The 15609-nt window shown below is 45.9% G+C and carries 12 protein-coding genes; 6 read left to right on the forward strand and 6 right to left on the reverse strand.

The genetic code is table 11. From position 1 onward, the window contains the following. Positions 1-8: 8 nt before the first annotated feature. Positions 9-1310 carry a DASH family cryptochrome gene (locus tag HDC91_RS08635; RefSeq protein ID WP_183550579.1) on the reverse strand — a complete coding sequence of 434 codons (1302 nt, stop codon included), beginning with the start codon at positions 1308-1310 and terminating at the stop codon, positions 9-11. A gap of 223 nt (positions 1311-1533) precedes the next feature. Between HDC91_RS08635 and HDC91_RS08640 the strand changes: the two genes are divergently transcribed. From HDC91_RS08640 to HDC91_RS08660, 5 genes are all read left to right on the forward strand, one after another. Next, a complete protein-coding gene (locus HDC91_RS08640) occupies positions 1534-2184 on the forward strand; it encodes a TetR family transcriptional regulator C-terminal domain-containing protein (protein ID WP_183550581.1) in 651 nt (216 codons plus the stop codon). A 48-nt stretch (positions 2185-2232) separates the two neighbouring features. Further along, complete coding sequence (locus tag HDC91_RS08645) at positions 2233-2958, forward strand: HAD family phosphatase (RefSeq protein ID WP_183550584.1); 726 nt, start codon at positions 2233-2235, stop codon at positions 2956-2958. A 4-nt stretch (positions 2959-2962) separates the two neighbouring features. After that, complete coding sequence (locus HDC91_RS08650; protein ID WP_183550587.1) at positions 2963-4291, forward strand: AarF/ABC1/UbiB kinase family protein; 1329 nt, start codon at positions 2963-2965, stop codon at positions 4289-4291. A gap of 637 nt (positions 4292-4928) precedes the next feature. Then, positions 4929-5834, forward strand: coding sequence for a TIGR01777 family oxidoreductase (locus HDC91_RS08655; protein WP_183550590.1), 906 nt, complete (start codon positions 4929-4931; stop codon positions 5832-5834). Further along, a complete protein-coding gene (locus tag HDC91_RS08660; RefSeq protein ID WP_183550593.1) occupies positions 5827-7140 on the forward strand; it encodes a deoxyribodipyrimidine photo-lyase in 1314 nt (437 codons plus the stop codon). Before HDC91_RS08655 ends, HDC91_RS08660 begins: the two co-directional genes overlap by 8 nt. A 10-nt stretch (positions 7141-7150) precedes the next feature. Here HDC91_RS08660 and HDC91_RS08665 read toward each other — a convergent pair whose 3' ends face one another. From HDC91_RS08665 to ggt, 4 genes are all read right to left on the reverse strand, one after another. Next, positions 7151-8074, reverse strand: coding sequence for an FKBP-type peptidyl-prolyl cis-trans isomerase (locus tag HDC91_RS08665; RefSeq protein WP_183550596.1), 924 nt, complete (start codon positions 8072-8074; stop codon positions 7151-7153). Between the two features lie 5 nt (positions 8075-8079). Then, positions 8080-8592, reverse strand: coding sequence for an FKBP-type peptidyl-prolyl cis-trans isomerase (locus HDC91_RS08670; RefSeq protein ID WP_162431240.1), 513 nt, complete (start codon positions 8590-8592; stop codon positions 8080-8082). A gap of 91 nt (positions 8593-8683) precedes the next feature. After that, positions 8684-9124, reverse strand: a complete 441-nt coding sequence (locus tag HDC91_RS08675; protein WP_129876297.1) for a MarR family winged helix-turn-helix transcriptional regulator — start codon at positions 9122-9124, stop codon at positions 8684-8686. Positions 9125-9235: 111 nt separating this feature from the next. Beyond that, positions 9236-10936 (reverse strand): gamma-glutamyltransferase, encoded by a 1701-nt coding sequence (ggt, locus tag HDC91_RS08680; protein WP_183550599.1) that lies wholly within the window; start codon positions 10934-10936, stop codon positions 9236-9238. Positions 10937-11157: 221 nt separating this feature from the next. Here ggt and HDC91_RS08685 point away from each other — a divergent pair, with 221 nt between their 5' ends. Then, positions 11158-11649, forward strand: a complete 492-nt coding sequence (locus HDC91_RS08685; protein ID WP_183550602.1) for a hypothetical protein — start codon at positions 11158-11160, stop codon at positions 11647-11649. Positions 11650-11744: 95 nt separating this feature from the next. On the opposite strand, the gene HDC91_RS08690 is transcribed toward HDC91_RS08685, so the two are convergent. Further along, entirely contained in the window at positions 11745-15494 is a 3750-nt protein-coding gene (locus HDC91_RS08690) for a S8/S53 family peptidase (RefSeq protein ID WP_183550606.1), read from the reverse strand. Between the last annotated feature and the right edge of the window lie 115 nt (positions 15495-15609).

Here is a 15609-nt window from a genome sequence, read left to right on the forward strand (position 1 = left end):
GTCAGCCATTAGCTTATGCTCTCGGCAGCGGGCAGCCAGGTGGTTATAAAATCGCTTTTATCATCCAATTGGCTTACCGGCTTAGCAGCGTTAAAAAAACGGTTGCTCTTGGTATCATTGCCTACGCCCGCAATAAAAGCCCAGTTACCCCAATTGCTGGCCGGCGAATAATCTATAAGTTTCTCTTCAAAATAACGCGCGCCTTTTGTCCAGTCAACCTGCATATCTTTAGTTAGATAGGTAGCTACCGCCTGCCTGCTGTAGTTGGTTATGTAACCGGTGGCATTAAGCTGATGCATGGCAGCATCAATAAACGGCACACCTGTTTGGCCGTTTTTCCATTGCTCAAAAAGCTCGTCCTGGTTGGCGGCAATATCGGGCACATCGCCAAACCCTTCGGACCGGAAAAACTTTTGCCCGTGTTTTTTAAACATAAACCTGAAGTAATCGCGCCAAAGCAATTCAAGCATTATCGGGTCGGTGTTTTGTAAACGGTGCTCGCGGTGATAATTAACCACCTCCCAATATACCTGCCTGGGTGATATACAGCCAACGGCCAGCCACGGCCCCAGGCCTGATGAATTACATAACGCGCTGCGTATATTTTTACCATCGCTGCTTTGCATGCAGTTTTCAAGGTAATTATGCAACTGTTTCAATGCCGCTGTTTCTCCGCCGGTAACCTTTTCGCCCGCGCGTGCATCATCAACAGGGTTGGGCACCCCAAGGTCTTCAAGCGTTGGTATCGCTCCGGCATCCGTAATATCGGGCGTTGGTATCTGTCCCGGACTAACAACGCAAGGCCGTACCGTACTATCGCGCTCCACCTTCTTTTTAAATGTGACGAAGCTGTCTGGTATATCCTTTATCGGGAAGGGCAGGTCCTCTTTGTGGTACATAGTATGCCCGATAAAATGCTTTAGGTTAAGCTGCATTTTCCACAAGGCACCTTCCACCCTTTCAGAAACGTCGGTTTCGTCGGGCGCTACCTCACGGTGGTGGTAAACTTCACTAACGTTATACTCTTCGGCCAGTTGGGTGAGCACGTCGGCCGGGTCGCCAGTGCGGACGATCAATTGAGCGTCGTATTTTCTTAGGTTTTCACGCAGGTCAGTTACGGCTTCCAATAAGAACCTGGCACGAAAGCTGCCTGTTTTTAAAGCGCCGCCGGCATTGGTGCGGAAGTAAAAGGGATCAAAAATATATACCGGTAAAACTTTATCAGCCCTGCGCACCGCCTCAGATAATATTTCGTTATCGTGTATGCGCAGGTCATTCCTAAACCAAACCAGTATAATCTTTTCACTCATATGAACACCCCTGATCTAAACTTATTTAGATCGATTACAAAAATGCTAAATATTTAGTTGTGATAAAAAGATAGCGGTAATATTTGACATCTTCTAAACATTTTAATTGTTTATCCGGACCATTAAGGGCTGAAATAACCGTTAGGCTTAGGCGTTTAAATAACATAAGCATGATATTTGTTTACCCGATTATAGGTACCTTTAAACGTTAAAACACAACAATATGGCAACTACCGAAAGCATCCAAAAAGCTTATATCGATCATGTACTTACCGAGGGGCAGCAGCCAAAATCGGTTTATGTGTTCGCTAAAAAGAATAAAATGGCCGAAGAAGAGTTTTACCGTTTTTTCGGATCGTTTGACGCGGTTGAGCAGAGCGTTTGGGCCGACCTGACCAATAAAACACTTACCGAGATACGCGGACAGGAAATTTGGTCGCAGTACTCTTCGCGCGAAAAAGCCTTGTCGTTTTTTTACAGCTTTTTCGAGCTGTTGAAAAGCAACCGCAGTTTTGCTGTTTACAGTATAAAGAAACATCGTGCCCTCGGTACCCCAAAGGTACTGGAGCCAACAAAAGAGTTGTTTGAAAACTTTGCTGAAGGCATTTTGAACGAGGGCATAGAAACCCAGGAGCTTAGCGACCGCAAGTTTTTCAGCAAGCGTTATAAGGATGCACTTTGGGTACAGTTTGGGTTTGTGCTGAATTTTTGGATAAACGACGATTCGGCGGGGTTCGAGAAAACCGATGAAGCAATAGAAAAAGGCGTAAACGTAACTTTCGACCTTTTCCAGCGCTCGCCGATAGATAACCTTTTTGAGTACGGCAAGTTCCTGGCCAAGAATGGCGGGTTAAAGGAAAAGATGGGTTTTTAGGGGCCTCGCCCCAACCCCTCTCCAAAGGAGAGGGGCTTAGACATATAAATGAGCGATCAGAAAATTTCTAATAAAAGTAAGAAAGTCCTCTCCTTTGGAGAGGATTTAGGTGAGGCTTCTTTCGCCGCCATATTTGATATGGATGGCACGCTGATAGATAACACGCCGTTCCATTTTGACGCATGGCAGCAACTTTTTAAAAAACGCGGCCTGCCCCAACTAAGCCACGAAACTTACCTGGCTGAAATAAGCGGCGTGCCGATATTGAACACCGTTACCAGGTTTTTTGGCGATAATTTGGATAAAGCCGAACAGCAGGCATTGGTTAAAGAAAAGCAGCAGCTTTACGAGGCTGCCTTTTTTCCATACCTGCGCCCGATTAACGGATTGGAAAATTTCTTAGCAGAGATAAAAGACGCCGGCGCTAAAATAGCCTTGGCTACATCGTCAGGAGTAGATGATATTGATTTTATTTTTGAAACCATCCCCATAAGGCAATATTTTGACGCCATCGTCACCGGTAATATGGTCAGCCAGCCTAAGCCATCGCCGCAAATATTTTTAAAGGCCGCCGAACGCCTTGGCGCCCGTGCCGAAAAATGTGTTGTGTTTGAAGATTCCCTATCGGGATTAAAGGCGGGGAACAACGCTGGCATGAAGGTAGTTGGCATCACCACCGCGCACCCGGCCGCAATAATTACCGACCTGGCAAACATGGTAATTGACGACTATGCCGACATAACGCCGCAAAAACTGGCCGCATTATTTGATTGATACCATGAGCGATAATACCAATAAAGAGCAAAACAGCATTCCTACCAGTAAAGTTGAACGAAGCGCCAAATTCGTTAAAACAGGTTTCAAAATCGGCGGCAATTACATTAAGCATTACTCTAAAAAACTGTTTAACCCAGAGATGGATAAGTCGCAGTTGAACGAGGACAACGCCACGGATATTTACCAGTCGTTAAGCGAGCTTAAAGGCAGCGCGCTTAAAGTGGCGCAAATGCTTAGCATGGATAAAAACTTATTGCCGCAGGCTTATGTAGATAAGTTTACGCAATCGCAATACAATGCGCCGCCGTTGTCGGGGCCGCTTATTGTGCAAACGTTTAAAAAATATTTTGGTAAAAACCCCGACCAGATCTACGACAAGTTCAACATCCGTTCTACCAACGCTGCATCTATAGGGCAGGTGCACCAGGCCGAACTGAACGGCAAAAAGCTGGCGGTAAAGATCCAATACCCCGGTGTTGGCGATTCCATCTCGTCCGACCTGAAACTGGTAAAACCCTTCGCTTTCAGGATGCTGGGCATGAGCGAAAAAGAACTGGACATTTACATGCGTGAGGTAGAAGAGCGCTTACTGGAAGAAACCGACTATGAATTGGAGGTACGCCGCTCCATAGAGTTTTCAATTGCCTGCAAAAACCTGGACAATATTGTTTTCCCCGAATATTACCCCGACCTGTCAAGCAAACGCATTATCACCATGGATTGGCTGGAAGGCAAGCACCTGCGCGAGTTTTTGGCTACCAACCCTGCGCAGCAGCTGCGCGACCAGATCGGCCAGGCGCTTTGGGATTTTTATAACTATCAGCAGCACGAGCTACGTGCCGTGCATGCTGACCCGCACCCCGGAAATTTTTTAATAACCCCTGAAGGCAAATTGGGCGTTATTGATTTCGGCTGCATAAAAGTGATGCCCGACGATTTTTATTACCCCTTCTTCGCCCTCACTTCAACAAATTTGTTCGATGACAAAGATGAAACCATCAAAGCTTTCCGCAAGCTGGAAATGATATTGCCAAACGACACACCTGCGCAAATTGAATTTTATTACAGCATGTATAAGCAAATGATAAGCTTGTTTGCCAAGCCATACATTACCAATACTTTTGATTTTGGCGAAAAAGCATTTTTTGACGATCTGTTTGGCTTTGGCGAAAAGGTTTCAAAAATGCCCGAGTTTAAGCAGGCCCGCGGTGTAAAACACTTTATTTACGTAAACCGCACAAATTTCGGGCTATACAATATTTTGCACGAGTTAAAAGCGAATGTAAAAACGGATACCTATAAACCTCATATTGAGGCTGCCGGGCAGTAACCATCAGCCAAGATCAGATAAACGCAAAATAAAAATGCCCGCAATTATCTTGCGGGCATAAACTGGTAATAATACTTTTTGAACAATCAATGCCATTTGCAGTATTGAACATAGGGGGAATTTAGTACGCCTTTATTCAATAATCAGTGGTATTATCATTGCAAAAACAAGTACAGATGTGGCAATCCAGCTCAGCGTGGCTTTAAGTTCCCAGGTCTGTATATCGGTAACTCTTCCTGTGCCTAAAAACGATATATAACGTTTACGGCAGTACAACCCATAGGCGGCCACAAGCCCGATTATTGCCACGCATAAGCAAATTAAAAATTGTTGAAAACTGTGCGTATACATAATATTAATAATTTATTGTTAATACCTTAACATTTAAGCAAACAAAAGGTTTAATCCATTTTGTTGGGTTTTGAAGCAAATGGCTATATCAACAAAAATGTTACAAATCGCTGCACATATCGGTAACAACCGGCTAGCGTCACAATAACACTGTTAAGCATCCGGGCCCACACCATGAACAATAAATAAGCTTACCCTGCAAACTTTTTGCAGAAACGGTTGCTACCTTTAAGCCACCGTTTATAATTGCATTAATAAACGGATAACCAGGTTATCAAACACCAATATGGGTAAAAGCATACTTATCACCGGCGGCTCGGGTTTACTGGGCCAGGAACTTACAAAAGCGCTGCTTAACAATGGCCACAGTGTAGCTCACTTGAGCCGCAGCGCGCATAAAAACCCGCAGGTAAAAACTTATTTGTGGGATGTTAAAAATGACGTGATAGACGAGCATTGTATCGACGGTATCGACACTATTATTCACCTGGCGGGTGCAGGCATAGCGGACAAACGCTGGACAGAAAAACGTAAAAAAGAGATTGTGGAAAGCCGCACCAAATCAATCGCTCTTATTTACCGGCTGATGGGCAGCAAACCTAATCAGGTAAAAACGGTGCTTTCTGCATCAGGTATTGGCTATTATAGCAATCGCGGCGATGAACTCCTTACTGAAGATAAGGCGCCCGCACAAGATTTTATTGGCACCTGCTGCGTAGAATGGGAAAAGGCAGTGGATGAAGGCGCGCAATTTGGCCTTCGCATTGTAAAATTCCGTACCGGGGTGGTATTAACAACTAAAGGCGGTGCGCTGCCGCAACTGGCCCGTCCTATAAAGATGGGTGTGGGTTCGGCTTTAGGTAATGGCCGGCAGTGGGTATCATGGATACACCACCATGATGTAATAGCAATGTACCTGTTCGGTTTATCGAATGATCAGCTAACAGGCGTTTTCAATATGTCGGCCCCGTTCCCTGTAACCAACTCTGAACTTACCCGGGCCGTTGCTAACCAGCTGCACCGGCCCCTCTGGGCGCCAAAGGTTCCTGCCTTTTTTATAAAGTTATTATTCGGCCAGATGGCAAGCCTGGTATTAGGAAGCACCAAAGTATCGGTACAAAAAATTCAGGAAGCAGGCTTTAAGTTTAATTATCCCGATATAACCGGGGCCTTGAAAGAAATATATGGGTAAAAACATACCGGTAAGTATTTTTTGGTTTCGCCGCGATCTGCGGTTGGAAGATAACGCGGGTTTATATCATGCTTTTAAAAGTGGTAACCCTGTGCTGCCTATATTTATTTTTGATAAAAATATACTGCAGCACCTGGAAGATGAAGACGACGCCCGCGTAACGTTTATCTATAAAGCTATCGAAGATTTAACTAAACTGTGCCGGGCACACGGCAGCAGCTTACTTACTTTATTTGATACGGCCGAACACGCCTGGGAAAAACTGATGGGGGCTTACAACATCGCCGCTGTTTATACCAATCACGATTACGAGCCTTACGCAACGGCGCGCGATACAGCTGTTAAAAATTTGCTGGCTAAGCATAACATCACGCTTTTTACTTATAAAGACCAGGTTATTTTTGAAAAAGACGAGGTAATTAAAGATGATGGTAAGCCGTACACGGTTTATACGCCTTATAAAAACAAATGGTATCAAAAGCTAACGCCGTTTTACCTGAAAAGTTATCCGTCTGAGAAATACTTAAACAATCTGCTCCAGACGGAACCATCTGCATTACCCACCTTACAGGAGATGGGATTTGTGATAAGCGGATTAAGTTACCCCAATAAAAGTTACAACAACATTATTGACCGTTATGCGCAAACACGCGATTACCCTGCCATAAAAGGCACCTCGCACGTAGGCGTACATTTGCGTTTCGGCACTATAAGTATACGGCAATGTGCAAGGGATGCCTATGCATCGCCCGAAAAAACCTGGCTGAACGAACTGATATGGCGGGAGTTTTACATGATGATATTGTATCACTTTCCAAAAACGATGGATCATGCCTTCAGGCCGGAATATGACCGTATTGAATGGCTTAACAACCCGGACCAGTTTGAGGCCTGGTGCAAAGGGGAAACAGGCTTTCCGCTGGTAGATGCAGGCATGCGCGAACTTAATGCCACCGGCTTTATGCACAACAGGGTGCGCATGGTAACAGCCAGTTTTTTAAGCAAGGACCTGCTGATAGACTGGCGCTGGGGCGAGCGCTATTTTGCACGTAAACTATTGGATTACGAAATGGCCAGTAACGTTGGCGGCTGGCAATGGGCGGCCGGCAGCGGTACCGATGCAGCGCCGTATTTTAGAATATTTAACCCGGACAGCCAGTTAAAAAAGTTCGACCCCAAAATGGAATACATCAAAAAATGGGTTCCGGAATATGCCGACTTCAGCACGTATCCAAAACCCATTGTCGATCACGCCTTTGCGCGCGAACGGTGTTTAAAAGCTTTTAAAAAGGCTTTAAGTAAATAAACAATTGCTGCTATTTAATGTCGGTTATCTGAAAATCGTACTTAAGTATCGAATTTGACGGTATAAGGTCGCGTGCAGCAGTGCCATAGCCCAGCGCTGATGGTATCAGCATAGAAATAGAAGCCCCTTTTACGCCATACTTTTGAAGCGCGCTGCCCAGCCCTTCAATTACCGAATAGGGTGTAAAGGTAATAGCGGTCGTACTTTCATCAAATGTAGAACCATTTAGCAACGTTCCTTTATAAGTCAGATCAACGTTCGAAAACTCTGATATTCCGCCTTCCGGGCCGGTACCGGGGGTAGTTATCTTATAATAATAGCCCAGCGGGTCTTTAGTATATCCGGTTAAATTGTTGGCGGCTATGTAATTATTAATAACCTTATCATCATAAACCTCCTGGTCGGCAATTACGTGTACATAATAATCAAGGCTTTGGTTACCGCCGATACGGGTATTTACATTGGTTATGCTACCCGATCCGTAACCCTTTTGCCCATAGGCAAGCCTCGACGGAATAAGCACGCGCATACTGGCCCCTTTGTGTTGCAACAGGTTATGAACCGCAAGTTGTAAACCCTGCGGCAGGTTATCGTTAACAAGGTGTCCCAAATACTCATATAAATGGTTGGTAATAGTATCTGATGATACATACTTCCCATCCAAAGTCTTTAAGGTATATACCATTGATATCCTGTCGGCATATTTCAGCGTATCGCCGCTGCCCTGTGTTATAATTTTATAATACATACCGGTAGTGCCGGTACCATCTTTCGTGGTATCCTGGCTAAAATCCGTTAAGCCATTGGCGCTTATATAGGCCTGAATTTGCTGCTGATCGTACTCCCTGATATCCGGCTGGTTATCGGTATTTTTTTTGCAGGCGGTTAAACCTGTGGCTGCTATTAATAAAAAAGTAAAAATCTTTTGTTTCATCTAAATCAGTTCGTTACATCTAAAAGTTCTATCTCAAAATCTACCACCGAATTTTTGGGTAAATTAAGCTCGGGCTGGTCGTACGGACCGTAAACATACCTTGATGCGGCAATGATCCGTATTTTACCACCTTTTTGTATCTGCGGTATCCCCAACCGCCAGGCCCTGAAAACATCCACTCCTAATATAAAGGATGGGTGAAAATTATTGCTTTGCGCAAACACTTCGCCGGTTGTAAGTATTTTGGCCGTATAGTCCACCGTAATACGTGTAGAGTTTGTGTACAATGCATTACCGCTTCCGGGCGCTAACACCACATAGTAAACACCGGTTGCAACTCCCGCGCTATCCACTCTTTTTATTACCGAGCTTAAGCCCGGCGTAGCGGCTATGTAATCCTGTATTATTTTATCATCTTTCTCTGCCTGCACCCGCTCTTCGGCAATGGGGTCATACCCTTTTTTGCAGGCCGAAAAACAAACAACCGATAAAAATAATATCAACAGTATCCTGTTCATCCCAGTTTCAAAAGGCAAATTTATTGTTTTATATCGCAAAATCAGCAGCTTAACACTTTTTAACAATTAGCATAACGTTAAAAAGTGTGTTTTATGGTTTGTAGTTGAGGGTAAGCTGATTTATTTTCTTAAGCATCTCAGTCAAATACTGTTTATCAGCATCGCTTATATGGGCGTTAAGGTAATTATTAAATTGTTTTACAACGTTTTTTGCCAGTTGGCGCTTCTCTTTACCCAACTCGGTTAAATATATTTTTACCGAACGTTTATCCCCTTTGTTCGATTCGCGGTAAATAAGCCCGGTTTGTTCCAATTGGTTCAACATACGCGATAAACTGGTTGATTTAAGGCCCAGTAGCGCTGCCGCCTGCGATACTGTAGTACCCTCTTCGTCGATATTGATGAGCAGGTAACCAATAGACTGTGTAATACCAAATTCGGTAACTAACTGGTTATAACGGTTGGCAACAGTTTGCCAAACTATCTTTAAAAAATAATCAATCGTTTCCTGGTGTTTTACACTGCTTCGCATAACTCACAAACATAATGTTTTTAGTTGATTGGTGAGCAGTGAATGGTGAGTGGTTATTTGTATTACTAACTCAACCTCACTATTCACCACTCTCTACTCACTAATCACTACTTACCAACCTGCTGCCGTATCATCCCCTCTCGGGTCGGCACCGCCCTGGTAACCAGTCTTCGTTTTCAATATACCGTCTACCCGGCCAATCGCTCCCCTGTTGGTTAACTTATATCCCTTTTTAGTAAGCTTATCTTTTACCGCATCAGATAAGGCACCGGGTTCGCTGCCTACCTCATCGGGCAGCCATTGGTGATGGAACCGCTTTGCGCTTACAGCCTGCTGCATATCCATATCAAATTCAATAACATCCAGCACTGTTTGAAACACCGATGTAATAATAGTTGAACCACCCGGAGTTCCTACCACCATGAACAACCCGCCGTTTTTTTCGACAATAGTGGGTGTCATGCTGGATAGCATACGCTTGCCCGGCTGTATGCTATTGGCTTTACCGCCAACAAGCCCATACATATTAGGCACCCCAGGCTTCGAACTAAAGTCGTCCATTTCATTGTTCAGCAAAAAGCCGGCGCCCGCCACAAATATCTTTGAACCGAAAGTGTCGTTCAGCGTGGTGGTGATGGCTACAGCATTCCCCTCATTATCCACAATAGAATAGTGGGTGGTTTGGTCGCTCTCGTAACCTATAAAAGTACCCGGCTGTATAGCCGCGCTTGGTGTGGCGGCATCCCAGTTAAAGCTTTGCATACGGTTTTTTAGATATTGTGGCTTAAGCAGGCTATCAACAGGGACATTATAAAAATCCGGGTCGCCCAGGTATTTCGAGCGGTCGGCATATACCCTGCGTTCAGCCTCAACCATTACCTGAACGGTGCTGTCGCTGTTAAAGCCATACCGGTGTAAAGGGAAGCTTTCTACCGAACGGAGCAATTGAAGTAACGCTATACCCCCGCTTGACGGCGGCGGCATGGTAATGATCTTATAGTTTTTATAAATACCGGTAAGCGGTTTACGCCATACCGAATGATAATTTTGAAGGTCAGCTTTGGTAAACAAGCCTTTACCCGCTTTCATTTCAGCAATAATCAGGTCGGCTACCTTGCCCTCATAAAAACCGGCCCGGCCCTTATCGCGTATCAGCGCCAAGGTTTCGCCCAGGTCGCGTTGTATTAATGTATCGCCCTCCTGCCAGGGGGTATCTTTAATTAAATAGGTTTTACCCGGGTTAAGTTTTCTAAATACCGAACTATTGCGGTTGATATCCGATGCCAGGCGTTTGGTCATTTTAAACCCGTTAAACGCCAGGTTAATTGCAGGCTGTACCAATACTGCCCATTTTAATTTACCAAACTTTTTATGTGCAGCAATCATACCATCAACAGAGCCGGGTATGCCCGAGGCCTGGTGGGTGTACAGGCTCATATCCGGGATAACGTTGCCCGAGGCATCAAGATACATATTGGTGCTCGCTTTGGCCGGCGCCTTCTCCCTGAAATCGAGCGTGGCCGAAAGGCCCTTTGCCGAACGGTAAACCATAAATCCCCCGCCGCCTAAATTACCGGCCTGCGGGTGTGTAACCGCAAGTGCAAACTGCACAGCAACCGCCGCATCTACCGCGTTGCCCCCTTTTTTCAATACTTCAAGCCCCGCGTTTGCCGCATCGGGATAGGCACACACCACCATACCCTTACGGTATTTTGCGGGATTAATAGTTTGCTGCTGTGCAGGGGCATCAAAGCTCAGGCTTACAAAAAACACAACGGCCGTGTACGCTATTATAGGTTTAAAATTGATCATAACAGGTAATATTGGGGCAATTTAAGGTATTTAAGGTTACAAATACAATGTGGAAATGTTGATTATTTTACGTCTGGAAATCAGTTATGTGATATATTATTGCAGCATCATTTTTATTTAAACAGCATAAAACGCTATCTATGCCGTTAATTACGTTAACTATTAAACCATTTACGCAACGCATGCGGTATGAATACAAACCGCATCAAAAAAAATTCACTATGAAAAAATTTACCCTTATTGCAGTAGTACTAACATCCTTTTTGCTGCTTGCTAACCGGTCTCAGGCGCAAGACTACAAAACCGCTGTCGGCCTTAAATTCGGCGGTTACGAAAATGGCCCCTCTGTTAAATATTTCATGAACAGCACCACCGCGCTTGAAGGGATATTAGGCATCCGTAACCACGGCGTTGTTGTAACAGGCTTATACGAATTGCATCAACCTGCTTTTAATACTCCCTTGCTTAAGTTTTACTATGGTTTTGGCGCGCACGTTGGCGCTGTGGGCAGCGGCGTTTACAAACGCTTTGGCGATGATAACTATTACAGCGACAGCCGGGTTTTGCTTGGCGCTGATGGGGTTTTAGGCCTTGAATACAAATTGCCCGATGCCCCTATAGCCATTAGCCTTGATTTAAACCCACGTGTTGAACTGGCAACCGGGCCATTTTTTGACCTTGCCCCCGGCCTTGGGTTAAAATATACTTTTTAAGTAAACGATCAGTATTCCTTTAAATGTAGAACATCGTATATCCAATATCGAATAATAAAGTAAAAAGTTGGATGTTGGATATCCGGTGTTTATTATTACTTCGCGATAATTATCTTTTTTGAATAAACTTTATCCCCCAGTTTTATTTTCAGGATGTAAGTGCCCGGTATGCGGTTAACCGTGTTTATTGCAGTACTAAAATTACCCGCGGCAATAGTTTGTGTTGTTTGATACACGGTTTGCCCGGCGCTGTTCACGAGCGATAACTGCAGATTGCCCGCCGCCTTAGCTTCAAAAAGCACATTAAAGTAAGTATTTGCCGGTACCGGGAATACGGCCAGGCCAATATCTGTTGTTTTATCAGGGTGTTTGGCTACCAGCGCATACGCAAACACATCCGACACCGTCACACAGCCACTTTCGTGCGTTACCTGTACCTGGTAATTGCCGCTAACCAGTGGTGTGTAACTGGCATTTACAGCGCCTTCAATAACTTCTCCATTTAAAAGCCACTGGTTACCGGTTGCTACGCTCGAGTTTAATATATCACCATTTTGCGTGATGACCGGATTGGCAACCGTGACAGCCGCACGCTGAGCAGTTGGACAACCCGGACTGCGTACCTGCATATCGTACAGGTAGTAATAAAAGTTCCTATAATAGGTAGTATCGCTTTCGCCTGCATCGGATATGGCATCATTGCCGGTGATGCTGAAAATATTACCAATCGTAAACGGATAACCTTTTACCCCGCCGTTGTTACGGTAGATGGTTGCACCGCCTTCGTACGATGGGGTGATGGTATAGTTACCGGCGTCAGGCAGCAACAGGTTAAGCGTATATACCTTACCCTGATCGGTTGGGTCGTCGGGCTGTTCGCCGGGCTGCGACGATGAACTTGTTGCGGTAACATTCAGTGTTACCGATGATACCACCTCGCCGTTATCGTTAGTCGCCGTAAAAATAACCCGTCCGGCATTGCCCACATATAACCGCGCGCTTTCAATCATCACCGGTATTTTTGTGTTTACTTTAACGCCCGGCGTAAACTGGTTATACCCGCCTGCGCTGAACACGTTTTTGGTAGCCGGGCCAACCTTGCCGCTAAAATCGTTTAAGCCCGCGTAAAAAGTGTTGTTAACCGGGGCCTGCATTACCGATGCAGGCGAACCATACCCTACCGGGATAGCATCGGTAGCCGACTTATACCAAAGTAACTGCCCGTCGCCGGTGCCGGATAATTCGTAGGCGTTGGTATTGGTGCAGAAGTAAGCTTGCAGCCCGGTAATTTCTGGCGGGTAACCAATAGTGATGGTACCTGTTGTTTTGTTGTTGGCGGTTATGGGGTCGCCGGGTATGGTGGTTTCGGCAGTGATGTTGTAAGTAGAGCCCGCAACCGCGTTAAATTTACCGGCAAAGGTAAAGTCGGTTTCTTCTTCGGGACTTAACGAGCCGGTGTACACCTCGGTTAAAGTTGTCACCGCATTATTTGGCGAGGTAACCGTTACGGTAACCGGCACATTGCTTATGCCCGAGCTGCCAAAATTCTTCAGCCTTACCGTAACTGCTACCGCCCTTGCGCAGGTGGCGCCGGCCTCAGAGTTTACAATAGCAATAGCGCCCGCATCAACAGATGGTTTTAAAAATTGTATACGGTAGTCCTGCGTCTCGCCCTTATTATAGGTACCACAGGCGTTAATAGCGGCCGGATCGGCAGTTTCATTCAATACTATCCGCAGCAGACTGATGTTGCCCGGCATAACCGTTGCCGGTACAGCAATATTTCCTGTAACGGTATTGCTGCCGGCAACAACATCAGTAGTAGCTGCCAACTCATCAGCATCAAAAACGCCGTTGCCGTTCCAGTCGGCAAATATTTTTGCGGCTTTGCTAAAATCAGCGCCGCAAGTACCTAATGTAAGGCTAAAGGGATAAATTTTACCGGCTTCCAGCTGTACGGACAAATTGGTGTTATCGGTATAGCCTGTACAGCCTGCTCCCGCTGTATAGCTGATATTAGCCAATGTAAATTTGCTGATCTTTGAATCGGCCGTTGATACCGGTGCCGAGGCGCAATAGGCGTTGCCGCCCGTTCCGGTCATAATAACTGAATAGGCCTGGCTGCCCGAGCGCAATGTACCTTTATGCGATATGTTAACGGTATATTTTTTACCGGGCACCGCATTGGCAATGTATACCTGCTCGATGTTATCCCTGATATTATCGCCGGTTGTGGCCGGTGCCGAAGGGTTGTCGGGCGTAAGCACCCAGGGATTATAAATGTTCGCGTCATCGTTTATCCGCAGGTCAAGGTCGTTCACCAGCTTTGGGGTACGGTCGTTTATGGTTGTGCCGGCCGTCGGGGTACCTTCGGGATCTGTCCACGAAATGGTTACTGATAAAGGCCCTTCGCCCGATGCGACCACATCAAAACTTTTTGTTTGCCCTTGTGTAAGGGTGTTTTCGCTGATGATACTTTTTACGCCATTATCGGTAATGGCCTGTGCGGCACGGCGCATATCTAACAGGCCCCACCCGTAAATATAATCGGGGCCAACGTTACCTGCATCAAACGCGGTATGGCAGGCCAGGCCTTTTAAAGTGGCGGCCCGCATAAAGTTACCGTTGTTTTTTTGCGCGTAATACTCCTGTAAAAGGTATAACGACCCGGTGATATTGGGTGCCGCCATGGATGTGCCCGATAGTGTGATATACGAGCTACTGTTTTGCGTGCCCGTAGATACCACGTTTTCGCCGTTGCCCATAATATCGGGCTTGATGCGGCCATCATCTGTAGGCCCCCAGCTGCTAAAGAACGAAACGGCCACATCGGCGCGGTTAACCGGCCCGTTAGGCAAAGGGCCTACCGCGCCAACCGTAAGTATATTTTTTGCGGTACCTGTTGTGGTGATAATATCATAACCGTTATTACTGCTGATATTGGCCGGGCGTGGCCCTTTATTTACAAATGTTGGGTTTGTGCGGCTGGCATAGCCGTAATAGGTTGACCCTATGGCCGGCCCGTTGCTCGACCTGCTGTTACCCGCCGATTCCACTATCAAATAATAGGGTGCGTTATAGGCTATCTTATCCCACGATTGCACACGGGCGTCGTAAAAACCAAAATTATAATCTTCAGTATCGCCGGGCAGTCCATACCATTCCCAGCGGCCGTCATTGCTGTTGTAATCCCAGCCGCCAACGTCGCCGTACGAGTGATTTGACAGCAGCAGGCCCGATGCCGCCGCGCTCATTTCGGATACATCGTCATCAAAGTCCCAGGCCAACAGGGTTTGCGCGCCATAGGCCATACCCTTTACCGGGGCGTATACCCCTTTGGCTATCATGGTGCCGGCCACATGCGTAGAGTGGTCAAGCACACCCGCGTTATCTTTTGCGGTAATGGTTTTGCCGGCAAATTCGCGGTGGGCTTTGTACACCTGGCCGCCGTCCCATATACCCAGCTTATTGTTCAAAAACGTGCTGCTCCCACTCAGGTTCAGGCCTAAGGCGCCGCCGGGCTGCACCGTGTTGGTGCCCGTAGTTGCTGCCGAAATAGTATTGTTATGCGTGATCAAAAAAACCGGAAAGCCCAGGCTGTTTACACCTTGCAGGGCCACAAGGTTGCCGGCTTTTGTGACCCTGCGGATAGCCCAACCCTTGGCGGGCGCCATTTGCAGGGCTTTTTGATGAGCGGTGATAAAATTTTGGGCCGACCGTAAGGAAAGTGAATCTAATTTTTGCTGCCGTGCAGCATTAAACGGTATTTGCTGCTGGCCAAATGCCTGAATGGTACAGGCAATAAACAGAAGGAAACTAAACAGTGCCGGGTATTTTTTGCCCATACATTAAAAATAGTGCATGCTAAAAATAAATGTTTTAGATAATATTTTGGCATCCTATAAATATTAAATTATCTGGCCTGGAATTTGAACTATAATTAATGACTTTAGTAAAACT

Origin of the sequence: Mucilaginibacter sp. AK015 (assembly GCF_014200785.1) — a bacterium.
In the GTDB taxonomy this organism is placed as follows: Bacteria; Bacteroidota; Bacteroidia; order Sphingobacteriales; family Sphingobacteriaceae; genus Mucilaginibacter.

Bases quoted from the DNA above. Each gene is read 5' to 3' on its own strand.
- HDC91_RS08635 (WP_183550579.1), bottom strand. From the start codon at position 1,310: ATGAGTGAAAAGATTATACTGGTTTGGTTTAGGAATGACCTGCGCATA.
- HDC91_RS08640 (WP_183550581.1), top strand. From the start codon at position 1,534: ATGGCAACTACCGAAAGCATCCAAAAAGCTTATATCGATCATGTACTT.
- HDC91_RS08645 (WP_183550584.1), top strand. From the start codon at position 2,233: ATGAGCGATCAGAAAATTTCTAATAAAAGTAAGAAAGTCCTCTCCTTT.
- HDC91_RS08650 (WP_183550587.1), top strand. From the start codon at position 2,963: ATGAGCGATAATACCAATAAAGAGCAAAACAGCATTCCTACCAGTAAA.
- HDC91_RS08655 (WP_183550590.1), top strand. From the start codon at position 4,929: ATGGGTAAAAGCATACTTATCACCGGCGGCTCGGGTTTACTGGGCCAG.
- HDC91_RS08660 (WP_183550593.1), top strand. From the start codon at position 5,827: ATGGGTAAAAACATACCGGTAAGTATTTTTTGGTTTCGCCGCGATCTG.
- HDC91_RS08665 (WP_183550596.1), bottom strand. From the start codon at position 8,074: ATGAAACAAAAGATTTTTACTTTTTTATTAATAGCAGCCACAGGTTTA.
- HDC91_RS08670 (WP_162431240.1), bottom strand. From the start codon at position 8,592: ATGAACAGGATACTGTTGATATTATTTTTATCGGTTGTTTGTTTTTCG.
- HDC91_RS08675 (WP_129876297.1), bottom strand. From the start codon at position 9,124: ATGCGAAGCAGTGTAAAACACCAGGAAACGATTGATTATTTTTTAAAG.
- ggt (WP_183550599.1), bottom strand. From the start codon at position 10,936: ATGATCAATTTTAAACCTATAATAGCGTACACGGCCGTTGTGTTTTTT.
- HDC91_RS08685 (WP_183550602.1), top strand. From the start codon at position 11,158: ATGAAAAAATTTACCCTTATTGCAGTAGTACTAACATCCTTTTTGCTG.
- HDC91_RS08690 (WP_183550606.1), bottom strand. From the start codon at position 15,494: ATGGGCAAAAAATACCCGGCACTGTTTAGTTTCCTTCTGTTTATTGCC.